Annotated in this window: 19 protein-coding genes; 8 read left to right on the forward strand and 11 right to left on the reverse strand. The window is 60.4% G+C overall.

Annotated elements, in window-relative coordinates; all coding sequences use genetic code 11:
* The first annotated feature begins 223 nt into the window (after window positions 1–223).
* A complete protein-coding gene (locus B5F27_RS05070; RefSeq protein ID WP_087365167.1) occupies window positions 224–847 on the forward strand; it encodes a helix-turn-helix transcriptional regulator in 624 nt (207 codons plus the stop codon).
* 504 nt (window positions 848–1351) lie between these two features.
* On the opposite strand, the gene B5F27_RS05075 is transcribed toward B5F27_RS05070, so the two are convergent.
* The 4 genes from B5F27_RS05075 to B5F27_RS05090 form a co-directional block, all read right to left on the reverse strand.
* Window positions 1352–2449 carry a dipeptide epimerase gene (locus B5F27_RS05075; RefSeq protein WP_087365169.1) on the reverse strand — a complete coding sequence of 366 codons (1098 nt, stop codon included), beginning with the start codon at window positions 2447–2449 and terminating at the stop codon, window positions 1352–1354.
* A gap of 78 nt (window positions 2450–2527) precedes the next feature.
* A complete protein-coding gene (locus tag B5F27_RS05080) occupies window positions 2528–3031 on the reverse strand; it encodes a GNAT family protein (protein ID WP_087246075.1) in 504 nt (167 codons plus the stop codon).
* Between the two features lie 228 nt (window positions 3032–3259).
* A complete protein-coding gene (locus B5F27_RS05085) occupies window positions 3260–4180 on the reverse strand; it encodes a SufD family Fe-S cluster assembly protein (protein ID WP_087246074.1) in 921 nt (306 codons plus the stop codon).
* Window positions 4180–4932 carry an ATP-binding cassette domain-containing protein gene (locus B5F27_RS05090; RefSeq protein WP_087246072.1) on the reverse strand — a complete coding sequence of 251 codons (753 nt, stop codon included), beginning with the start codon at window positions 4930–4932 and terminating at the stop codon, window positions 4180–4182. The genes B5F27_RS05085 and B5F27_RS05090 overlap by 1 nt, the downstream gene beginning before the upstream one ends.
* A 632-nt stretch (window positions 4933–5564) precedes the next feature.
* Between B5F27_RS05090 and B5F27_RS05095 the strand changes: the two genes are divergently transcribed.
* Window positions 5565–6203 carry a rhomboid family intramembrane serine protease gene (locus B5F27_RS05095; protein WP_087365171.1) on the forward strand — a complete coding sequence of 213 codons (639 nt, stop codon included), beginning with the start codon at window positions 5565–5567 and terminating at the stop codon, window positions 6201–6203.
* Window positions 6204–6257: 54 nt separating this feature from the next.
* Window positions 6258–7211, forward strand: coding sequence for a hypothetical protein (locus tag B5F27_RS05100; protein ID WP_087365173.1), 954 nt, complete (start codon window positions 6258–6260; stop codon window positions 7209–7211).
* 248 nt (window positions 7212–7459) lie between these two features.
* Here the strand turns inward: B5F27_RS05100 and B5F27_RS05105 are convergent, their stop codons facing one another.
* Window positions 7460–7996, reverse strand: a complete 537-nt coding sequence (locus tag B5F27_RS05105; RefSeq protein ID WP_087246066.1) for a gamma carbonic anhydrase family protein — start codon at window positions 7994–7996, stop codon at window positions 7460–7462.
* Between the two features lie 95 nt (window positions 7997–8091).
* Between B5F27_RS05105 and B5F27_RS05110 the strand changes: the two genes are divergently transcribed.
* Window positions 8092–9390 (forward strand): D-alanyl-D-alanine carboxypeptidase family protein, encoded by a 1299-nt coding sequence (locus tag B5F27_RS05110; RefSeq protein ID WP_087365175.1) that lies wholly within the window; start codon window positions 8092–8094, stop codon window positions 9388–9390.
* 103 nt (window positions 9391–9493) lie between these two features.
* Here the strand turns inward: B5F27_RS05110 and B5F27_RS05115 are convergent, their stop codons facing one another.
* From B5F27_RS05115 to ricT, 6 genes are all read right to left on the reverse strand, one after another.
* Entirely contained in the window at window positions 9494–10258 is a 765-nt protein-coding gene (locus B5F27_RS05115) for a biotin--[acetyl-CoA-carboxylase] ligase (protein WP_087246062.1), read from the reverse strand.
* Entirely contained in the window at window positions 10255–10743 is a 489-nt protein-coding gene (locus B5F27_RS05120; RefSeq protein WP_087365177.1) for a YfcE family phosphodiesterase, read from the reverse strand. Before B5F27_RS05120 ends, B5F27_RS05115 begins: the two co-directional genes overlap by 4 nt.
* Window positions 10744–10758: 15 nt before the next feature.
* Entirely contained in the window at window positions 10759–11616 is an 858-nt protein-coding gene (gene rsmI / locus B5F27_RS05125; protein WP_087365179.1) for a 16S rRNA (cytidine(1402)-2'-O)-methyltransferase, read from the reverse strand.
* A 160-nt stretch (window positions 11617–11776) separates the two neighbouring features.
* Entirely contained in the window at window positions 11777–12472 is a 696-nt protein-coding gene (locus B5F27_RS05130) for a methyltransferase (protein WP_087365181.1), read from the reverse strand.
* Window positions 12473–12609: 137 nt separating this feature from the next.
* Window positions 12610–12780, reverse strand: a complete 171-nt coding sequence (locus tag B5F27_RS05135; protein WP_087246054.1) for a 4Fe-4S binding protein — start codon at window positions 12778–12780, stop codon at window positions 12610–12612.
* Between the two features lie 313 nt (window positions 12781–13093).
* The gene (gene ricT / locus B5F27_RS05140; RefSeq protein ID WP_087365183.1) at window positions 13094–14014 is read right to left on the reverse strand and encodes a regulatory iron-sulfur-containing complex subunit RicT; all 921 of its coding nucleotides are present in this window, start codon (window positions 14012–14014) and stop codon (window positions 13094–13096) included.
* Window positions 14015–14841: 827 nt separating this feature from the next.
* Between ricT and B5F27_RS05145 the strand changes: the two genes are divergently transcribed.
* The 4 genes from B5F27_RS05145 to B5F27_RS05160 all read left to right on the forward strand — a co-directional run bounded on the left by B5F27_RS05145 (window position 14842) and on the right by B5F27_RS05160 (window position 23074).
* Entirely contained in the window at window positions 14842–18795 is a 3954-nt protein-coding gene (locus B5F27_RS05145; RefSeq protein WP_087365185.1) for an efflux RND transporter permease subunit, read from the forward strand.
* Window positions 18796–19103: 308 nt separating this feature from the next.
* On the forward strand, window positions 19104–20909 hold the full coding sequence (locus B5F27_RS05150) for a 5'-nucleotidase C-terminal domain-containing protein (RefSeq protein ID WP_242962087.1): 1806 nt from the start codon (window positions 19104–19106) through the stop codon (window positions 20907–20909).
* Between the two features lie 838 nt (window positions 20910–21747).
* Window positions 21748–22392 (forward strand): hypothetical protein, encoded by a 645-nt coding sequence (locus B5F27_RS05155; protein ID WP_087365187.1) that lies wholly within the window; start codon window positions 21748–21750, stop codon window positions 22390–22392.
* Window positions 22393–22471: 79 nt separating this feature from the next.
* Window positions 22472–23074 (forward strand): hypothetical protein, encoded by a 603-nt coding sequence (locus B5F27_RS05160; protein WP_087365189.1) that lies wholly within the window; start codon window positions 22472–22474, stop codon window positions 23072–23074.
* The last annotated feature ends 223 nt before the right edge of the window (window positions 23075–23297 follow it).

Consider the following 23297-nt stretch of genomic DNA (forward strand, 5'->3'; position numbering starts at 1 on the left):
TGCTCTGTTCCGGAAAAGAAAAGGCGCGGGCAGGTGGAAACGCCGCTTTCGCGGTGGTACAATGAAATCGGATGGAAAACGACCGATCGGGGTTTGTATTTTGCGCTTTTTTGCCTGTGAAAGGCCGCGCAACGGCCGGTTGACACATTGCCACGCCGGCGTGGTGGCGATGCAACCGCATATTCTGCTAAAATGATTCCAGAAAAAGAAAGGAGAGACGGCCATGAACCTGGCGGACAGAATCCAATCCTTAAGGAAAGCAAAAGGGATATCCCAGGAAGAGCTGGCGGAACATGTCGGCGTTTCCAGGCAGGCGGTTTCCAAATGGGAGAGCGGACAAAGCACGCCCGATTTGGAAAAAATCATCACCATGAGCGACTTTTTTGAAGTGACGACCGACTATCTCCTGAAAGGCATCCAACCGGCGGCCAACGACAAAGACGAAAAAACCAGAGAGCTGGCAAGCAGAATTCTCTATATTGCATCCACTGCGCTGATTGTCATTGGATTGCTGTGCGCCTTTGGCGGATGGTATGAACTACAGACCATGGAAACCGTCTGGGGCTCCATGATGATTCAGGTGATTGGGCTGGCCGGCTACTTTATAGGAAGGCTGCTGTCGGCGGCAAAAGCGCCGTTTTATGTGCATTGGCTCAACCTGATGGGCATTGCCTTTATGCCGGTTTCGATGATTACGGGAGCCCTTTCCATCCTTGTTTTTAGACAAGGATGGGTTGCTCCCTATCCCAGCGGGATCTTTCACGATTTCCTTTTTGGGGTGGTGTTTTTGGCGCTGGCCGCGGGAAGCTATGTCCTCCTGAAAAAGAGGGAGCGGGATTCCCGGTGACAAAGGGGGATGAAAAGGAATAGCAAAGCCCGACGGGCCAGTCAACGGTCAAGATGAACGGCGCATACGCGCCGCCGTTGACAGGCCCGTCTGCCTTTGCTGGCTGACCCATAAGGGGCGACAGCAAGGTCTGCTGTCGCCCCTCACGATGATGAAAGGGTACATGAGGCACGAACGGATCCCGTTTCCGCTGCTGGGGATGGGGGCTGCGGACTATATAAGGTATAATGAAAAAATCCCCGCCCCAGAGGAGGCGAGGATTTTGTTTTTATAGCAGGCTTGTGCAGGCGAAAGACCTGGGCCGGGGAATGGGATGATGTGCGCGTACGGTCTCCCCTGTTCAGGCCAATCAATTCATAGAATAAATTATGGAACCCGGGTTTGGTAAAGCGTTGCATCGCACCCGGGCACAGCCCGAACGTAACGAGCGAGCCGGGGCGAAACGGCCCCGCGGAACTGTCGGAGACCCGGAAAGTGTATGGTACACATTGAAAAGCTTTTTGCCTACTTTTTCTCGAAAAAGTAGGAGGGGTCGATGCCGTGGATGCCGAGGCCGGGATCGTCCGAGACGGTGATGAGGCGTTCGTCGAAACGTGCGCCGCCCTGGATGGGATCCACGCTGCACAGGACCGGGCCGTCCAGATCCACCCGGGTGATGATGCTCCGGGCACAGGCCAGCTCTACGGCGGCGTTGACGGCGATTTTCGCCTCCAGCATGCAGCCGATCATGCACTCGACTCCGTAGACTTCCGCCGCTGCGGCAATCCGCAGGGCGTTGGTGATGCCGCCGCATTTCATCAGCTTGATGTTGATGTAGTCTGCTGCGCGGTTCTGGAAAATCTTCATGGCGTCTGCCGGGGAGAATACGCTCTCGTCCGCCATCACCGGCACCCAGCTGTTCCGGGTGACGTAGGCCAGACCTTCCAGGTCGGCCGCCGGCACCGGCTGCTCCACCAGCTCCAGAGCCAGGCCCTTGTCCTGCATCTCGTTCAGGATGCGCACCGCCTGCCGCGGCGTCCAGGCCTGGTTGGCGTCGATGCGGATGCAGACGTCATCCCCTACTGCCTTCCGGACGGCTGCCAGCCGGGCAGTGTCCAGGGCCGGGTCGGCTCCGACTTTTACTTTCAGACAGTCGTAGCCCCGGGCTACCGCGTCCAGGGCATCCCGGGCCATCTCCTCGGGCGGGTTGACGCTGATGGTGATGTCGGTCACCAGGGTGCGGCGCGCGCCGCCCAGCAGCTTGTGCACCGGAATGTGATGCAGCTGGCCGTACAGGTCCCACAGGGCCATGTCCACCGCCGCTTTTGCGCTGGTGTTGTGGACGCCGGCCTTCTGGACCCGGGCGGTCAGGGCCTCGAAATCGTCCACTTCCTGGTTCAGGATCACCGGGGCGATCAGTTCCCGGATGGCGCCCACGATTCCCCCGGCGGTGTCGCCGGTGATGGGGCCGGTGGGGGGCGCTTCGCCGTAACCGATGGCTCCGGTGTCGGTGTGGAGCTCCACCACAATGTCCTCGACGCTGTTCACCGTCCGCAGCGCGGTCTTGAAGGGCACCCGCAGGGGCACCGACAGCCGGCCCAGACGTACCTGTGTGATCTTCATAAGGATTCCCCCTCTTTTCACCAAAAAGGGGACGGCAGCCCGCCGTCCCCCGTGTACAAATCCTTTGGTTTGACCCGCTCACTCCCGCAGGGACTGGCGGATGCCCAGTTTCTGGTAGGCAATGCGGGGCGACCCGTCCGCCACATGGATGATGCCGCAGCGGGAGAACCCGTTGGTCTCCAGCACGTGCTGCATGATCTTGTTGTCGGCGTGGGTGTCGGCCCGCAGGCTCTCGCAGTGCTCCAGACACCAGTCGATGACCAGACGGGCGATGCCGCTGCGGTGGCCGGCGGATGCCAGCCGGTGCAGGGTGCCGTAGGGCCCGTTGCTGAGCCACTCTCCGTCCTCGATCACTTTATAAGTAGGGTCTTCGCCCAGAACAAAGGCAAAGACTGCTTCCAGCTCTCCGTTGATGACACAGACGAACAACCGGTTGGACAAGATGTCCTCCTCGATCAGTTCACGCGAGGGGTAGTGATCCCCCCACTGGGTCGGGTTCCCGTTTTCGGCCATGAACGCCTGGGCCCGGGCGTAAACCTCCATAATCTGATCCAGCTCAAACCGATTTGCTCCACGAAACATGAATCCTCCACCTTCTCTGTCAAACTTGGGGTTGCGTAAGTCAATTCCCTCTCCTGCCGTGCCGGGGGCCAAACGGATGCCGTGCCCGCCGGCGATAGATTCAGTATACTACATTTTTACTGAAAATTCTATATTTTTATGTCAAAAGTTGGACAGAAGCGAAGGAAAGGCCCAGCATCGCCGTTTTTGGGGCGGCGGTCCCCGCAGAGAAAGTTTCCGGCCCGGACCTTACTTCAGGAAGCCCTGGATGATCTGCTCCTCGGCTTCCTCCTCGGTAAGGCCGAGGGTCAGCAGCTTGGTGATCTGGTCGCCGGCGATCTTGCCGATGGCGGCCTCGTGGATCAGGGCAGCGTCCAGGTCGTTGGCGTCCAGCTGGGGCACGGCCAGGACCCGGGCGTGGTCCATGATGATGGCGTCGCACTCGGAATGGCCCGAGCAGGGTGCGTTGCCGGTGATGAGGGCGTCGAACTTCTGATAGGAACGGTCCCGGGCCACCGAACGGGACACCACGTCGGCGCTGGAACCAGCGCCGTTCAGGGTCACCTCGTAGCCGCTGACCGCCACCTGGCGGCCGTGGGTCATCAGGCGCTCACGGACCACCAGACGGGCGCCGGCGGCCAGATCGGCCACCGTCTTGCGGTTGGTGGAGTCCACGCCCTTGATCTGGACCATCTCCATCTCCATGGAGCCGCCCTCGTCCAGGTGCACCTCGGTGACGGGGTTGAGAATCCGCATGCCCAGGCCGTCGCCCTGGCCGTAGTGCTTCTCTACATAACGGATGTGGGCGTTCTTGCCCACAAAGAACCGGTGAATGCCGTCGTGCTCCGAATCCTGGTTGCCGCAGTTGTCAATTCCGCAGCCCGCCACGATCAGCACGTCGCAGTCGTCCCCGATGAAAAAGTCGTTGTAGACCGTCTCCTTCAGGCCGCTCTCGCTGAGCACCACCGGAATGTGGACGCTCTCGTGCTTGGTGCCCGGCTTGATGTGAATGTCAATGCCGGTGCCGTCGTCCTTGGGGGTGATGTCGATGTTGGCCGTGCAGTTGCGGGCCACGGCCTGGCCGTTGGCGCGGATGTTGTAGGCGCCTTCGGGTATGGTGTGCAGATCGGCCACCTCGGCCAGAATCTGCTTCTGAATGTTGTCCAGCATTATGCGTCTCTGCCTCCCTGTTCCAGTGCGCTGCAGGCGGTGACGGCGGAGGTGGTGCCCAGCAGGCCGGGCAGAATCTCTGCCCGGGGGCCGTGCTGGGTGACCTTGCCGGCCGCCAGCACCACGATTTCATCGGCGATGTTCAGGATGCGTTCCTGGTGCGAGATGACCACGATGGAGCCGTCGGTATTCTTCTGCTGCATCCGCTCAAAGACCTGGATCAGGTTCTGGAAGCTCCACAGATCGATGCCGGCCTCCGGCTCGTCAAACACCGACAGCTTCTGGCCCCGGGCCAGGACGGTGGCGATCTCGATCCGCTTCAGCTCGCCGCCCGACAGGCTGGCGTTGACCTCGCGGTTGACATAATCCTTGGCGCACAGGCCCACCTCGGACAGGTAGGCGCAGGCGTCGCCAATGCTCAGGGGCCGGTCCTTGCCTGCGGCAATCCGCAGCAGGTCCAGCACCTGGATGCCCTTGAACCGGACCGGCTGCTGGAAGGCATAGCTGATGCCCCGGGCGGCGCGGTCGGTGATGCTCATATGGGTGATGTCCTCTCCGTCAAAGAGGATGCGGCCGGACGTGGGCTGCTCGATGCCGGCGATCAGCTTGGCCAGGGTGGACTTGCCGCCGCCGTTGGGGCCGGTGATGGCCACAAATGCCCCGTCGGGAATGGTGAGAGAGATATCCCGGATGATCTCTTTTTGACCTGTTTCGCCCGGGACATCAAAAGATATATGCTCGAGTTCCAGCATGGAATGACACCTCGTTGAAGCTGCGCCTTCTGGGTGCAGAAGGCTCGTGTTGAATTTGGTTTGCTTGGAGGGAGTATGGCCCGCTGGACGGGCCTTTCAACCTCGCAAGGGAATTATACCTGAAAAGGCAGATGGTGTCAATCCTATAATTTAACTAGGAAATAAAAAGTCTGTGTTAAAAAAGGGAGAAGTTTTCCACAGTCTCCCAAAGCTTCCTGTTCAGGGGTCCATGTTGAAAAGTGTGATTTTTCCTATTCCGAATCGGAAAACCTGGGAAGAAGATAGGATTTGGCGGATTTTGAATGAAATAGAATTTGACGGTCAAACTTACAAAATTTCAGCAAAAGAAGGGTGAATGATGGGCGCAAAGGGGTGAAAAAGTGGGCTGTGGTTTACCTCATGTATAAACGGATGGAAAGTGGAGTTGTTGAAAACTCCGTTGAAAGAGTGGAAAAGGGGCGGAAAATTCCTCCCGCTGCCAGTAAAAACGGTGGAAAACCCGGTGGAAAGAGTGAAAAACTCCCCGCCCGGTTGAATGGCCCGCCCAAACATGATACAATAAAAGCCAACCGTGGCCCCGGGTCCAAAAGGACGCAGGGCCGCATATCCTACAGGTCAATGGGAGGCGTACTATGAACTGGTTGACCAAACTTGAGCGGAAATTTGGCCGCTACTGCATTCCGAACCTGATTGCGTTCCTGGTGGGCGGTCAGATTGTCGTCTATGCGGTGGAATTGTTTGTGAACCGCTATATCACCTATTATCTGATGCTGAACCGGTCGGCCCTGTTTGCGGGGGAGATCTGGCGGCTGGTGACCTTTTTGTTTGTGCCCTTCTCCTCGGGCAGCATTTTGAACTTTGTGATTGCGGCCTACTTTTTGTGGTTTGTGGGGTCGGCGCTGGAAGCGGCCTGGGGGGACTTCCGGTTCAATCTGTATATATTGGCGGGGATGCTGGGGGCGATCCTGGCCTGCCTGGTCACCGGCAGCGCCGACACCTACTGCCTGGAGCTGTCGCTGCTGCTGGCCTTTGCCATCCTCTACCCCGACATGCAGGTGCTGCTGTTCTTCTTTATTCCTTTGAAGGTAAAGTACCTGGGCATTTTTGCGGGAGCCATCTGGGTTCTCAGCTTTTTGTCGGTGGGCTGGATGGGCAAGCTCAACTATCTGCTGTCCATGGTGGGCTTTGCGCTGTTCTTTGCGCCGGTGGTGTGGTCCAATATCCGGGCCTGGTATCGCCGGGAGCAGTGGCGGAGAATGAACCGGCGGTAAGCTTTTCACAGGAAGTCAACCAAAACGGAACACAACAAGGAGGCTGTGGAACGGATGCTGGAGCGTCTTGCGGGCAATGAGGCCCTGAAACAGGAAGTGGGCCGGATGCTGGAGAACCGGCGTCTGAGCCACAGCCTGCTGCTGATCGGCGAGGAAGGGCTGGGCACCGGGTTTGCGGCCCGGTGCATCGCCGCGGATTATCTCTACCCGGCGGGAGGCCCCGCCGCCGAGGCCCTGCTGCGGGGGGAGTGCTGTAAGGCGCTGGCCAAGGCCGGCGACCGCTCCAGCGGCCATGTGGAGACCGGCGTGGTCCGGGAAGCCATCTCGGTGGAAGGGATGGGCAGCGGCGGCCGGTACCTGGTGGGCCAGGTCACCGCCATGCGGAGCGAGATTTTCAACACCAGCCTGTCGGCCGAGGGCCGGGCGGTGCTGCTGTACCACACCGAGCGGATGAACGGCGAGTCGGCCAACGCTCTGCTGAAGGTGATGGAGGAACCCCCCGAAGGGGTGCTGTTCATTTTGACGGCCCAGTCCCTGGCGGGGGTGCTGCCCACCATCCGCAGCCGGTGTGTCAGTTTTGCCCTGGCGCCGGTGCCGGTAAAGGAATGCGCCGCCTTCTGCGCCCAGCGGGGCGTGGACAAAAAAACCGCCGCCCGGCTGTCCGACCTCTTTGAGGGGCGGATCGGCGCGGTGCTGGCGGCGGCACAGGACCCGGCCCGGCGCAAACAGCTGGAGGCCGCCGAGGTCCTGGCCAAAGCGGCAGCCGCCTCGGACAACTACGCCGCCTCGGTGCTGCTGGCGGGCTATGAAAAGGATAAGGCGGGGGCGGCGGCCCTCCTGCGGGATTTCTGCGCCTATGGGGCGGCGGGCCTGCGGGGCAGCAGCCTGACCCCTCTGACGGGACAAAAGGCGGCCCGGGCCATCCAGATGGCGGATGAGGCCATCGGACAGCTGGAACGCCAGGTAAATGTGAAAATTGTGCTGCAGGTCCTGGGGGCGGGGTTCTGACCCGCCCGGCCCGGCAGTTTTTCCCTGAAATGCACAGAACCCCCGAACAGGCGCTTGCGGTACACCTGGACGAGGGTTCTGTGTGGGGTATTACTTTGGGTGTGAGGAGGAATCATGTGCAAGTCAGCGGTTGCGGCCCCGCTGGCTTGTGATTGTAGTATACCCAGTCTTTGCGTGAAAATGGTTACAAAGTTGTGAAGAAACTGTAAAAAGGTCCGAGCCCCTTTCGTGAGGCGCAAAAACCCGCATCATTCCTCATTTTTCGCGTTTTGTAAAAGGATGGCTGCGGCGTGCTGGGCCCCCAGCCGGGCATAGGCTTCGGCGTTGGCCCGGGAGGCGGCCAGCTGCTGGGGGCTGATCTCTTTCACCACCCGGGCGGGCACCCCCACCGCCACCGAGTAGTCGGGGATTTCCTTGCCTTCCGGCACCAGGGCCCCGGCCCCGATGATGCAGCCCTTGCCCACCTTGCAGCCGTTCAGCAGGGTGGCGTGCATCCCGATGAGGGAGCCCTCCCCCACCTCGGCCCCGTGGACAATGGCCCCGTGGCCCACCGTCACATCCCGGTGGAGATAAATCCGGGTGCCGGAGTCGCAGTGCAGGACGGCGTTGTCCTGCACGTTGGCGTTTTCGCCCACATAGATGGAACCCTCGTCCCCCCGCAGTACGGCGCCGTACCAGACGGTGGAGCCGGGGGCCAGGGTCACATCCCCCACCACCGCGGCGCTGTCGGCCACAAAGGCCGCGCCCTCATCCCGGGGCGTTTTTCCACAGACAGAAGCGAACATTGTCAAAAACCACCTTTCTCTTTTGCTGGTTTTGTGGTATCTTTGTAAGGAAAACAAAAATGGCGCGTTTGTCCCGCTCCAAAGGAGGCCTGTTCATGAATAAACTTCTCCGCCCGGTGCTGCGCCGGGCTGCCGCCCTGACGGCGGTGCTGGTGCTGGCCGTCTGGCTGGCCCTGCCCGGCATGGCGGCCTACCCCATGCCCATCCAGACCACCTACCCCGACGAGTCGGTCTATCTGTTTGATCTGGACACCGGCAAGACCATCCTGGAGCAGAACGCCGACCAGTCCCGCTATGTGGCCAGCCTCACCAAAATGATGACGGCCCTGCTGTATCTGGAGAGCGGCCTGGACCTGCAGGCGGAAATCACCATTCCCACCTCCCTGACCCAGGAGTTCACCGACATCCAGAACGCCAACGGCACCACCATCGGCCTGCGCACCGGCGAGACGGTGCGGCGGATTGACCTGCTGTACGGGCTTCTGGTGGCCAGCGCCAACGACGCGGCCAGCGTCATTGCCAGCGACGTCTGCAACGGGGACCTGACCGCCTTTGTGGCCAAGATGAACGCCAGGGCGGCGGAGCTGGGCTGCACCAGCACCAATTTCACCTGCGTACATGGCCTGTACGACTACGGCAACGTCTCCACGGCCCAGGACCTGGCCAAGATTGCGGCCGCCTGCTACGCCAATGAGACCTACATGGAAATCGCCCAGACGGTGACCTATACCCTCCCCGCCACCAACCTCCACGCCAACGAGCGGGAGATCACCACCACCAACCTGATGCTGGACCCGGAATACGCCTATTACCGGGACTACATCCGGGGCATGAAAACCGGCTTCACCACCCTGGCAGGGCGGTGCTATGTGACCTTTGCCCAGAAGGACGGCCACACCTACGGCCTGGTGGTGCTGGGATCGGATATGGACAATATTTATCGGGAGTGCGCCGAAATCCTGGACTGGACCTTTGCCACCTTCCGGGACCGTCAGCTCACCGACACCCAGACCATGCTCACCACCGTTCCCCTGACCCAGTGCCGGACCCAGCCCGAGGTGGAGCTGTACGCCGCCAACGCGGTGAACGGCTACGGCCATCCCGACGATGAGGTCACCTACACCTTTGACCTGCCCGAAAGCATCCGGGCCACCGTGAAAAACGGTCAGGTGGTGGGCACCGCCACCGTCTGGCTGGACGGCTATGAGGTGGGCACGGTGGATCTGGTGACCCATCAGGAATACGTCTCGGATTTCCGCACCGACGGCATCGCCGCCCTCAAGCTGCTGCCGGCCCTGCTGGTGATCCTGCTGGTGCTGGCTCTGCTGAGCGTTCTCACCGGCGGCGGGCCCGGCCTGTTCCGCCGCAGAGGACGCCGGAGACGCCGCCGCTGATCCTGCATCAAACGTCTGCAAATATCTCCGGCCTGGAAGTGCAATGCACGCCGGGCCGGTTGTTTTTGGCTCTTTGGTTTACAAATGGGATAAAATACAGCCCTTATACATGGCCATAGATGCCGCTCACCGAGACTTCCCCGGTGAAAATGTGTTCCTGGCCGGCGTCGGTGCGGACGATCAGACGGCCGTCGTCGTCGATGGCCACGGCGGTTCCCTCGCCGGCGCCGCCCGGCTGGTCAAAGGTGACCCGGCGGCCCAGATTGACGCAGGCGGCGGCGTATTCCTCCCGGTAGGGGGCAAAGCCGTCGGGACCGAAGGTGTACAGCTCCCGGTCAAAGCCGAAATCAGTGAGGCCTTCGGCCAGCCAGGAGGGATCGTTTTCCAGGTCTACCTTGGCCCCCTGCAGCAGCAGAGAGGTGCCGTAGGGCAGCCCGGCGGCGTCAAAATAGCTCTGGGGCTGGGCCAGGTTGATGCCGATGCCGCACAGATAGGCCCGGCCTTCCTGATTGGTGCCGTAGGGCACCGACTCGCAGAGGATGCCCACCAGCTTTTTGCCGCCCAGCAGCAGGTCGTTGGGCCACTTGATGGCGCAGTCCACGCCATAGCGGAGGGACAGCTGCTTGCGGACGGCCAGGCTGGACAGCAGGGGCAGGGTCTCGGGCTGGACCACCGGCACCTTGATGATGACAGTATAGTAGAGGGCCAGGCCGGCGGCATTGACCCAGGTATGGCCCCGGCGGCCCCGGCCGGCGGTCTGGCTGGTGGAATACACCGCCGCCACCGGGCCGAATTCCTCGATGTGTTCCTTGGCGTAGCTGTTGGTGCTGTCGCATTCAGGGACAAAGCGGACCTCGTTGATGCTCACCGCTTGGGCACCTCCTTGTGTTCGGCCCGGACCACCTGGCCGTCGGCCAGGGTCATGACGCCGTAGGTGTCGGGGCCCACATAACACCGCCCGCAGGACCCCGGGTTGAACAGCAGGACGGTGCCCCGCTGCTCGGCCAGAGGAATGTGGGTGTGGCCAAAGAGGGCCACTTCGGCGCCGCGGGCTGCGGCGGCCTCGGCCAGAGTGTCCAGGTCGTACTTGACGCCGTACATATGCCCGTGGGTATAGAACAGCACCACGCTGTCAAAGGCGGCCAGGCCGTCCAGGGGCTCCAGCGCGCCGAAATCGCAGTTGCCTGCCACCGAATACACCCGCATCTTGGGAACGGCGGTCAGGGCCTTTTCCAGGTCGTGGAGGCCGTCCCCCAGAAAGATGACGGCGTCGGCATCGCTTTCCGCGGTGAGAATGCGGCGGACGGCTTCGGGGCTGCCGTGGCTGTCGCTCAGGATCAAAAGCTTTGTCATGAAGATGATGCTCCTTTATTCTGCGCCGCCGTCCTGCTCCTGCAGGGTCAACAGCAGCTTGTAGATCTCGCTTTTCCCATAGGGGGTGTCCTGGGCGGCGGCTTTGGCCGCGGCCGAGGGGGACAAGCCCTCCTCCCGCATCAGGGCCAGGGCATGGGCGGCGGCCTCCTCGGGGGTGGGGACGTCGGCAGAACTGGCCTCGGGGGCGCCCGCCATCACCAGGACGTATTCGCCCCGGGGCTCGGCCTGGGCGTAATGGGCGGCGGCCTCCGCCAGGGTGGTTTTCCAGATTTCCTCGTGGAGCTTGGTCAGCTCCCGGCAGAGGGTGATGCTGCGGTCCCCGCCAAAGGCGGCGGACAGCTCGTCCAGCGTGCCCCGCAGCCGGTGGGGCGCCTCATAAAAGATGATGGTGCGCATTTCCCCGTCCAGAGCGGCCAGGCGCTTGCGGCGCAGACGGCGCTCGGCGGGCAGAAAGCCCTCGAATACCCACCGGGAGGTGTCCTGGCCCGAGACCGCCAGGGCGGTGACGCAGGCCGACGCCCCCGGCACAGGGGTGACGGTGATGCCCCGGGCCAGCGCGTCCCGGACAATGACCTCGCCCGGGTCCGAGATGCAGGGCATGCCGGCGTCGGAGCAGAGGGCACAGGTCTCCCCCGCCTCGATCCGGCGGAGAATCCCCTCGCCCCGGTTCAGGGCGTGCTCGTGATAGCTGACCATGGGCTTTTTCAGGCCCAGATGGTTGAGCAGCCGCATGGTGACGCGGGTGTCCTCGGCGGCCACAAAGTCGGTGGCGCCGAAGGCCGCGGCGGCCCGCGGGGTCATGTCGTCCAGGTTGCCGATGGGGGTGGCAACGATATAGAGTGTTCCGGCCATAGGGTCCTCCCACAAAAGAAAAGGTGAAAACCACAGGTTTCCCGGCGGCTTTGGCCTGGGGCCGGGCATTTTCGGGGGCAAAACCAGTGGTTTTCAAAACGTGATAACACTGTAACTGTAACTGTAGCTGTAACTGAAGCTGTAGCTGTATTCTGCTGCCTCAGCCCGGGTGGCCGCTGCCGTAGAGGGCAGCCCCGGCGCTGATGAGGACGTCGGGTTCCAGGCGCAGCCCGGTGCGGCGGTTTTTCTGGCCTTCCACCAGGAACAGCCAGGGCTCCGCCCCGGGACGGCTGCGGACAAAGGCCAGGCGCTTGGGCTCCAGCCGGTGTTCCCGCAGGGTGGCCAATACCTCGGCCAGACGTTCCGGCCGATGGCAAAGGGTCAGCTTGCCCCCGTCCCGCAGCAGCCGAAAGGCGCAGTCGCAGACATCCGCCAGGGTGCAGCTGCCCTCATGGCGGGCGGCGGCCCGGGCGGGGTCGGGGCTGGCGGGCCCGGCGGTGAAATAGGGCGGGTTGCAGGCGGCCAGATCGTACCGGCCAGCCTCCTCGGGGCCCGGCTGCCAGAGCCGCAGATCGGCGCAGACCGGGCGGATGTGGTCCAGGCCCTGGTCGGCGGCCGCCTGGGCCAGCAGGGCGCTGGCCTCGGGCTGGATCTCCAGGGCCAGACAGGGGCCCCGGTGGCCCTTGTCGTGCCACTCCAGCGCCACCACCCCGCAGCCCGAACACAGATCGGCGGCCCGCTGGTTCCGCCCCGGCAGGGCGAAACGGGCCAGCAGCAGCGCGTCGGTGCCGAACCGGTGGACCGGAGTGCAGTAGATGCTGGTCTTATTATACAAAATTTCCGTTGAATGTTCCATAGTCTGGCGTAGTTTCCTTTGGGGCAAAGCGGCGGCGGGACGGTCAAAAGGGCGCCGGGACGGCCCGGCGGATCAAAACGGAAAAACGGCGGACCCTCTCGGGCCCGCCGCTTTGGTCTGCTTTGTGGCGAAACCGCTTATTCAGCGGTGATAGCGCCGGTGGGGCAAGCGCCCTCGCAAGCGCCGCAGTCGATGCAAGCGCCAGCGTCGACGACAGCCACGCCGTCCTCAACCTTCACAGCGCCAACGGGGCAAGCGCCCTCGCAAGCGCCGCAGCCGATGCATGCGTCAGAAACCTTATGTGCCATAATAGAACTCTCCTTTCGACCCGTGCCTCAAGAACTTATGTGGCGGGGAACCACCCCCCAGAGGTTTGCTCCTGCACGGCCGCAGCCAGCCTCTCTCAGGAAACGCCGTCAATCAGGGCGTCTATTCCTGTGCCGATTGTAGCAAAGACAAACCGAAAAGGCAAGACTAACCGTGCGCCCACAGAACACAAAGATGTGTTTTTGTCTGAATGCACAAAAGCATCCGCTAACTTTCGGGGAGTTTACATCGGGTTTTTCGGTAAAAATCACGATGGTTGGTTAATGATAACTAACCGCCTTTTCTCCAAAACCCTCATTCTTCCGCGTCAAAATCCGCGGTGTCGTCGGCGCTGGCCACCACCGGCGCGGGGTCCCGCATGCCGGAGTAGTCGTCGTCGGGATCGGGGCGGCGGGGAGCCCGCTTGCCGCCCGAAATATACTGGCACTGGCTGGCCTTGTAGTACTTGGGGGCCAGGGCTTCCGACACCAGACGCACCCGCAGATAGCCCGAGATGGGGTTGGTCTCCACCACGGTGCCGGTGCCGTCGGGGGTGCGGACGGTGCTGCCTACCATGGGCAGGATGCTGTTCAGGTACTCATAGGCCGACTGCTCGTACCCCAGACAGCACATCAGACGGCCGCAGCAGCCGCTGATTTTGGTGGGGTTGAGGGACAGGCCCTGTTCCTTGGCCATCCGGATGGACACCGGCTGGAAATCCCGCAGAAAACGGCTGCAGCAGAAGGTCTGGCCGCACAGGCCGATGCCTCCCATCATCTTGCTCTCGTCCCGGACGCCGATCTGGCGCAGTTCGATCCGCATATGGAAGGTGCTGGCCAGGTCTTTCACCAGCTCGCGGAAGTCCACCCGCCCGTCGGCGGTGAAGTAGAAGGTTACCTTGGAGTGGTCGGGGGCATACTCCACCTTGACCAGCTTCATTTCCAGGCCGTGGCGGTCGATGCATTCCCGGCAGATCCGCCAGGCCTTTTTGTCCTCGTTCTGGCGCTGGTGCATCCGGCGGATGTCCACGCTGTCCGCCATCCGCAGCAAAGGCCGCAGAGGGTTGGGCAGCAGATAGTCGGGGGTGGGCTGGGGGTCCCGGGCCACCTGGCCGCAGGCCGGGCCGTGCTCGGTGTCGGCCATCACATAATCCCCTGCGTGGGCGTCCAGCCCGGCAGGGTCAAAATAGGTCTCTTTTCCGTTTTCTTCAAAACGGACGGCAATCGCCTGTTTCATCGTATATAAACCTCACTGTGTTGCGCAATGGATTGACAGCCCCAAGGCTGAGTGCGCGGTTCTGCGTCAAATTTTGTCCCCAGGGGGATATTAGGGACTGCGGAGCTGAGCCGCTGCCTGCGGCAGAAACAGGCGAAGCGGAGCAGGGGCCGCGGTCTGTCTTTTGCAAGGGCACTACGACGCCCGCTGCAAAAGCAGGGAACCGCAACCAAGGAATTTCTGTCACGCGCATGCGTGCAGAAATGGGTTCCCCCTAAAGCGTGTCGTTTTTTGACACGCCCCGACAGCCCCAACAGGCTGTCATCTTAACAGTATATCATATTTTTTGGGGGTTTTCCATCGGAAAATAAGGACCCAATGGAAAAAGTGGTAAAGCATCCTCAAAAAAATCACATTTTGGCCCTTGCAAGCTCGGTAGTTTCGTGTATAATTAGGGCAGATATCGACAGCCAAAATAACGACGGGAGATAGTGTAAAATAATGGTTTTGGCGCCGTCCGCGGGGCGGCCGCAGGCCGGTTTTGCACTGGCTCCCGGTTTTCTGGCTCTGACGCCATCTTTCGGGTCGATTCCCGGCGCGGACGGGTCCCTCCGGGAACCCGCATTGCAACGCCGGAAATTTTTTGTTCGGGGCAGAACAGGTCTCTTTTTGCAGATTGTAAAATATGACTGCAATAAACCGGACCGGCTGTCCGTTTTTAAATATGCATGGGGCACAGATGCCCCCTCCGGCAGGGCGTTTGGCCGCCCGTGCCGGCATTCCAGCTACGATCGGCCCACGCTGCCGCGGTATTGCGGCGCTGGGCGCAAGTCAAAAAGGGAAGATTCATGGAAAAGTACAGTGTTAAAAAACCATTCACCGTTCTGGTCGCGGTCCTGATCGTGTTCCTGATGGGCTTTGTGTCGGTGACCAACCTGCGCACCGACCTGCTGCCCGATATCAGCACGCCCTACCTGATGGTGGTGACGGTTTATCCCGGCGCCAGCCCTGAAAAGGTGGAGAGCGAAGTGTCCGAGGTGCTGGAGAGCGCCCTGGGCACCGTTGCGGGCGTGTCCAGCATTTCCTCTACTTCGGCGGAGAACTACAGCATTGTGCAGCTGAGCTTCGGCGCCGATACCGATATGAACAGCGCTCTGGTCAAGGTGTCCAACACCCTGGACCAGAACAAGGACAGTCTGCCCGACATGTGCCTGACCCCCTCCATCTTTGAGCTGAGCATGGACATGAGCTCGATGATGACGGTGGCCGTGGGCCGGGAGGGCACCGATATTTACGAGCTGAGCGATTTCCTGCAGGAGAGCGTCATTCCCGAACTGGAACGCCAGTCGGGCGTGTCCAGCATTTCCACCACCGGCCTGGTGAACAAGTACATTCAGGTGGAGCTCAACGAGGACAAGATCGAGGAGCTGAACGTCCTGCTTCTGGAGCAGGTGGACACCCAGCTGGCCCTGGCCAAGGAACAGCTGGACGCCGCCGCCGTCCAGCTGGCGGACGGCAAGGCCCAGCTGCAGGAGGCCATTGATACCTTCGGCAACGTCTTTGCCTCGGGCGTGGTGGACCGGGTGGCCGGCATGGTGTCGGACGCCACTGTGGAAATCCGCAACAAGGTCCAGACCCTGATGAACGCCATCGACAACCTGATCGCCTTCGTCAACGAGCCTGAGATCAAGGCGGCTCTGGTCAGCGTCCGGGAGGGCCTGGCCGAAATCATGGACGAAATTTCCACCACCGGCCTGCGGGATATCGACGACCTGATCGATGTGGTGTCCAAAATCCGCGACCTGACCGATGAGCTGACCATCGCCCTCCAGCAGCTGCAGCAGCGGCTGGACCAGGAGACCGGCGGGGACGGCTCCACCGCCGGCGACCTGATGGATACCCTGCAGATTCAGCAGAGCCTGGACGTGGTGTACAGCACCATGCAGGACGTGCTGGATTCTCTGAACCGTGTGCCCGAGCTGATGGATCAGTTCGAGACGGTGTACGCAGAGATGAGCCAGACCCAGCTGGAGGCCTACCTCCAGATCACCGAGGCCCAGCGCCAGGTGGAAGAGGGCCAGAAGCTCTACGACCAGTACAAGGAAGAGTATGAGGCCGCCAAGGCCAGCGCTTTTGCCAACGCCGACGTCAACAATATGCTGACCATCGACGTGCTGTCCCAGCTGATCTACGCCCAGAACTTCTCGATGCCGGCGGGTTATATCGACGACAAGGACGATAACTCCTGGCTGCTGAAGGTGGGCGAGGAGTACGACAGCATCGAGGACCTGGAGGGCGCTTTGCTGCTCCACATCGACGGCGTCGCCGACATTTATCTGCGGGACGTGGCCGACGTGGCGGTGGTGGACAACGCCGAGGAGTCCTTCACCCGCCTGAACAACGACCGGGCAGTGGTTCTGAACATCTACAAGAGCACTTCCGCCAGCGCCAACGCGGTGTCGGATGCCTGCCTGGCCACCTTTGACGAGCTGGAAGCACGGTATGAGGGTCTGAACTTCAACGTCCTGTCCAACCAGGGCAACTACATCACCATCCTGATTTCCAGCATCCTCACCAGTATGGCTGTGGGCGCCGCCCTGGCCATCCTGATCCTGGCCCTGTTCCTCAAGGACATCAAGCCCACCCTGGTGGTCGGCATCAGCATTCCCCTGTCGGTGCTGTTCGCCATCGTTCTGATGTACTTCACCGGCATCAACCTGAACGTCATGAGCCTGGCCGGCCTGTCCCTGGGCATCGGCATGCTGGTGGACAACTCCATCGTTGTCATTGAGAATATTTACCGCCTGCGGGCACGCGGCGTCCCTGCCCCCCGTGCAGCCGTCCAGGGTACCCGCCAGGTGCTCGGCTCCATCATCTCCTCCACCCTCACCTCGGTCTGCGTGTTCCTGCCGGTGGTCTTTACCGAGCAGATCACCTATGAGCTGATGCTCCCCATGTGCCTGACCATCGGCTACTGCCTGATGGCTTCCCTGCTGGTGGCTGTGACGGTGGTTCCGGCCTCCGCCTCCACCATTCTGCGGCAGGCAACCATCAAACCCATGCCCTGGTTTGAGCGGGTGCAGGAGAAGTACGCCGCCAGCCTGGAGTGGTGCCTGAACCACAAGGCCGCGCCCATGGGCGTGGTGGTGGTCCTGTTCGCCTTCTGCGTCTGGCGGGTGGCCCTGATGGGCATGGTTATGCTGCCCACCGTCTCCAGCACCGAGATCAGCATGAGCGTCACCACCCCCAGCGATATGACCCGCGAGGAGTCCTATGAGATGGCGGGCCAGATTCTGGAGACCGCCATGGGCCTGGACCAGGTGGCGGAGGTGGGCGTCACCACCGATACCACCATCTACGGCATCGACATCGGCATGCTGGGCAGTACCATCAGCAACCTGCTGTCCACCACTTCCACCGGCTACGGCACCTATGCCTATAACATCAAGCTGGAAGCCGGCGCCAGCGCCTCCGACGCAGAGCGGGTGGGCGCGGCTCTGGAAGAAGCCATGACCCAGTTTGACTGCACCAGCACCGTCACCATCGACGGCATCTCGGAACTGTCCAGCATGCTGGGCAGCGGCCTGTCGGTGACCATCTACGGCAACGACTTCGATACCCTCCAGAGCCTGAGCGAGGAGGTCATCGAGATGGTCAACAACACCAAGGGCTTCGCCAACGCCACCACCGGCATGGGCGCAGGCGACCAGACCATCGAGCTGCACATCGACAAGGACAAGGCCCGCGCCGCCGGCCTGACGGTGGCCCAGGCCTACCAGGCCATTGCAGCCCGCCTCACCACCTCCACCGATTCCACCACCATCAGCATCAACGGCGAGAGCATGACCGTCCGCGTTGTGGACGACACCGATCCCCTGACCGTGGAAAACCTGATGGATATGACCTTCAACACCACCAACTATGCCGCCGACGGCACCCAGGTGTCGGAGGTCCACACCCTGCGTGAGTTCGCCGAGATCACCTACGGCACCACCCCCGACTCCATCAGCCGTCAGGATCAGACCCGCTGCATCACCGTCACCGCCGAGACCCTGGACGGCTACAACACCACCGTTCAGGCCCGCAAGCTCCAGAACACCCTGGATCAGTGGAGCGCCGAGGGCGGCCTGCCCGAGGGCTACAGCGTGGCCCTCAGCGGCGAGACCAGCAACGTCAACGACATCATGGGCCAGATGTTCCGCTGGCTGGCCATGGCGCTGCCCTTCGTCTACCTGGTCATGGTGGCCCAGTTCCAGAGCCTGCTGAGCCCCTTCATCGTTCTGTTCACCATTCCCCTGGCCTTCACCGGCGGCATGGTGGGCCTGCTGGCCCTGGGCGAGCAGCTCAGCCTCATGAGCCTGATGGGCTTCATCGTCCTGATGGGTACCGTCGTCAACAACGGTATTCTGTTCGTTGACTACACCAACCAGCTGCGTCTGGGCGGCATGGACCGCCGTTCCGCCCTGATCGCCACCGGCCGCACCCGTATGCGTCCCATCCTGATGACCGCCCTCACCACCATTCTGGGCATGGTGATGGTGCTGTTCAGCGACGATATGGCCAGCCAGCTCATGAGCAGCATGGCGGTGGTCATCATCGGCGGCCTGGCTTACGCCACCTTCATGACCCTGTACATCGTGCCCATGATGTACGATGTCTTCTTCAAGCGTCCGCCCCGCGTGGTGGATGTGGGCGGCGACGACCTGGACGATGTGCCCGATGACGCCGCCGAGTTCCTGGCCCTCCAGAATGCGGCCAAGGCCCTGCCCGCTGACGGCCCCGCCCCCGACGGCAACGAATAATCCGCCGTTTCGGGTGCCCTGAGCACCCCGCAAAAGCACCCCAAAGCCCCCGCCTTCCCTCACCGGAAGGACGGGGGCTTTTTGGTTGAAAAATAAAGGGTGGAAAGATACCGGACGGTTTGAGAAAAACGGCGGTTTTCTTGCTTTGCTTTTGTAAAGTAAAAAGAAGTCTTGGTAAAGATTTACAAAAAATAGCGCCGCTTTTCTGCATAAAAACCGATTGAAAAGCTGGGTTGTAGGCCGTATACTTAGGGCAGTTCGACTTTTTTAAAAAGTCATTGGTCTGTTCTCCAGGAAGTGAGGAAATTATGAAAGAATATAAGATTTCCCGGCGTACCTTCATGCGCGCAGCGGGCGTCACCGCCACCGCTGCAACGATCACCGGCCTTGCGCCGTCGGCGTCCGCCTGCTTCTGGCCCTTCAATATGGATCTGCAGATCCTGGCCTCCAGCGACACCCACGGCAAATTCGATCCCTGGGACTATGCAGCCAACAAAGCGGAATCCAGCGGCAGCGTGGCCCAGCAGGCCACGGCCATCAAGCAGCTGCGCACCGCGGACACCCTGGTGATCGATGCGGGCGACACCATTCAGGGCAACTCGGCCCAGCTGTTCCTGAACGATGACGTTCACCCCATGATCGCCGCCCAGAACGCCATCGGCTACGACGTGTGGGTGCCGGGCAACCACGAGTACAACTACGGCATGGACACCCTCAAAAAGGTCATGAGCCAGCAGAAAGCCAAGGTCCTGACCGGCAACGTGTATGGTCCCGACGGCGCAGCCCTGGCCGACGGCTACACCATCATCCAGAAGAAGGATGTCAAGATCGGCCTGATCGGCATGGTCACCCCCAACATCACCCGCTGGGATGCAGTGAACCTGTCGGGCTGGACCGTCACCAACCCGGTGGACGAGTGCCGCAAGATCGTGGACCAGATCAAGGACAAGGTGGACGTGCTGATCGGCGTCATGCATATGGACACCGAGAACGAGTACGGCGTAGCCGGCTCGGGCGTCACCGACCTGGCCAACGCCTGCCCCGAGTTTGACGCCATCATCGCGGCCCACGGCCACAAGGAAATCCCCGGCCAGGAGATCAACGGCGTCCTGGTGATCGAGAACAAGAGCGCCGGCGCCACCCTGTCGGACATTCACCTGAAACTGCAGCGCCAGTGGGACGGCAGCTGGAAGGTGGTGGGCCGCAGTTCCGAGAGCCTGCAGATCAAGAATTATGAGGCAGACCCCGAGCTGGTGGCCCTGCTGGCCCCCTACGATGAGCGGGCCAAGGCAGACGCAGTCATCCCCATCGGCGAGCTGCGGGGCGGCAATATGGCTCCCGACAACGAGATCGACAACATCCCCTCCCCTATGGTGATGGATACCGCCCTGCTGGACTTCATCAACGAGGTGCAGATGTACTATACCGGCGCCCAGGTTTCGGCCACGGCCCTCACCTCCATGACCAGCCAGATGAAGGAAGGCACCATCCGCAAGTGCGACCTGACCAGCATTTACACCTACGAGAACACCCTGTACAAGCTGCAGATGAACGGCGCCCAGCTGCGGGATTACATGGAGTGGTCGGCGGCCTTCTTCAAGACCTGGCAGCCGGGCGATGTGACCATCGCCTTTGATCCCTCCACCCGGTATTATCTGTACGATGCCTTTGAGGGCGTCAACTATGAGATCGACATTTCCCAGGAGCCCGGCAACCGGATCAAGAATCTGACCTGGCCCGATGGACGTCCGGTGCAGGACAGCGACAGCTTTGTGATTGCGGTGAACAACTACCGCGCCACCACCCAGCTGCTGATGGCGGCGGACATCTTCGCTCCCGGCGACGCCATGCCGCAGCTGCTGGAGATGGACGTCCGCGGCGACGTGGGCGGCATCCGCGAGCTGCTGGGCGAGTACATCCAGACCGTCAAGGGCGGCGTCATTGAGCCTCATGTGAACAACAACTGGAAGATCCTGGGCAACAACTGGAACGCAGCCAGCCACGACAAGGCGGTCACCCTTCTGCGGGAAGGCAAGCTGACCCTCTCGGAGAACCAGGACACCCGCACCCTGCCCGCCACCGCCATTACCGAAACGGACATCGCCCCCTTCTAACCTACTTTTTCGAGAAAAAGTAGGCAAAAAGCTTTTCACTGTGTACCATACACTTTCCGGGTCTCCGACACTTCCGCGGGGCCGTTATGCTCCGGCTCATTCCTGACGTTTGTGCCTGCGGCACGATACGATGCAAGGCACGGCGATAACCGTGTCCAGTGGACGAAGCAGGGAGCTGTAGTTGGCTGCGTAGCCGAGGCGGAGCCGCACTCCGATTTTTGCAAGCGCCCGCCGTGGCGCGCCGCAAAAACCGGCTAAGCGCAAGAGGCACGAACGGCGACCGCATCCAGTGGATGAAACAGGGAGCCGTGAGTGGCGCAGCGGTCTGCATTTTCAAGCATCATCCTTGATGCGCTGAAAATGCAGGGCACCGCAAGAGGAAAGTGTTTCAGCCGCTTTAGAAGGTTCCCGGGCTGCGCCCCGGTGAGTCCGGCGATCTGCCAGGCCCTACAGATGAAAACGCACAGAAGGACCCAATAAAACCAGAATCCCCGTTCCTGTTCATCACAGGGGCGGGGATTTTTATTTTAAAGTGTGGTTTTGGCTATTTCTCTGCCGTTCGGGGTGACATGGATTTTTGCTCGTCCACCGCCACAAATTTTTGAATCCGAGGGCAGAACCGGGGAAATTTCCTCCGCCTCTCCCGTCCTCAAAACGGCTTGTATCCAAGATGGACATTCCCAAACTATATAAAATTAAGCAAAAATGGAAAATCTTGAAATTGGGTCTTGACACCGGGGGGGGGGTATGTTATTATAGGCACACAAAGGAAAGGACCTTCCTTTGAACCTGTTTTGGGTCTCTATCTTTTATACACCATAAGGAGGAAAAATTCATTATGAAACTCAAGAAGATTGCTTCTCTGGCACTGGCTGGCTTGATGGCTGTCAGCATGCTGGCTGGCTGTGGTGACAACAGCAGCAATGGCAACGGCACTGTTGTGGAGCCCGGCACCTCTTCTTCCATTGTCTCTGCTTTCAATGATGAGCAGAACAGCAACAACGATGTCAAGGTTACCGTTACTGCTGATTCCACTCTGAGCGCTGACCTGGCCAAGGCAGTAAAGCAAGTTGGCTATCGGGGCAACGATACGTCTAATGAAGTTGCAGAACAGCTTTACAAGCTCAACGGTGTAGAGCAGGGCGTAGCTTCGAATGTGGCAAGCGCGTTTGCTGCAAAAAACAATACTACCGATGGCAAGAGTGTCACCAAGCTCTTTGTCGTTTATGTGGGTTCCAATAATGCTTGGACTGAAGAAGCTGCTGTGATGAGCTTTGCTAAGGCTTTTGATGAGCATGTGGCTGCCAAGCTGCCCGAGACCAGCTATGAGAAGGGCAACACCCAGGTTGGTGGTAAATACTACGATTACAGCTACACTGGTACTGTTGCCATGACTTCTGTGAAGAGCGGCGAAGGCAACACCGAGTACTATGCAGCATTTACCGTCACTCAGACTGCTGCTGAGAAGAAGCTGGAAGCTTAATTTATTCTGTGCTTCACAAAATAGCGCTTGGATTTAGCCTGGTTTTGATACGATATCCATTAAGGAGGATACATTCACTATGAAACTCAAGAAGATTGCTTCTCTGGTTCTGGCTGGCCTGATGGCAGTCAGCATGCTGGCTGGCTGTGGTGACAATAGCAACAGCAATAACAACGGTACTGTTGTTGAGCCCAGTAACAGCACCATCATTGTTGACGCTGCCAATGATGCACAGGATCCTGCCAACAAGGTTAAGGTTACTTTTACTTCCGATGCTAAGCTGCTGTCTGCTCTGCAGGATGCAATCGAGCTGAAGGCGGTTGATTTTGACGGCATCCGGATGCTGACTGGTGCAAATGTTGTCGCACAGCTCCCCACTCTGAAAGCAACTGACACTTCGCCTGATGAAGTTGTCGAGACTATGCTGGTGGTTAGAGAGGTTCGCGATGCTCTGAACGAGACTGCTGCTGCCAAGATGGCTGGCAAGGTAGTAAATGAGATCGTTGAGGATCTGAAGAAGAACACCCTGAATGACAGCGACAAGGCTGGCACTAAGTATTATGCTTGCAGCTACGAAGGCACCATCGTGATGGCTTCTTCCACCGATATTGCTGGCCATGTGACCTACTATGTGGCTGGTACTATCACTCGGACTGCAGCCAAGAAGACTCTGGAGCGCTAAGAGCTAAGAGAAAAATTACTTATAACACCCCGGCAGCACCATGGCCGGGCGTGATATAAGAGGCGTTGGGTGTGAGACCGCCTGACCGCCCGGGTATACACCCATCCGATGTGACGACAAAGGGGAATGTCTAACCAATATTCCTTCTGTTGTTGATCGCACCAAAACAAAAGAACTTTTGCGTCACGAAAGATAGGGTCCCTCTGCGAGGGCCGGCTCTCAC

Source organism: Faecalibacterium sp. An192, from assembly GCF_002160175.1.
Lineage (GTDB): Bacteria > Bacillota > Clostridia > Oscillospirales > Ruminococcaceae > Faecalibacterium.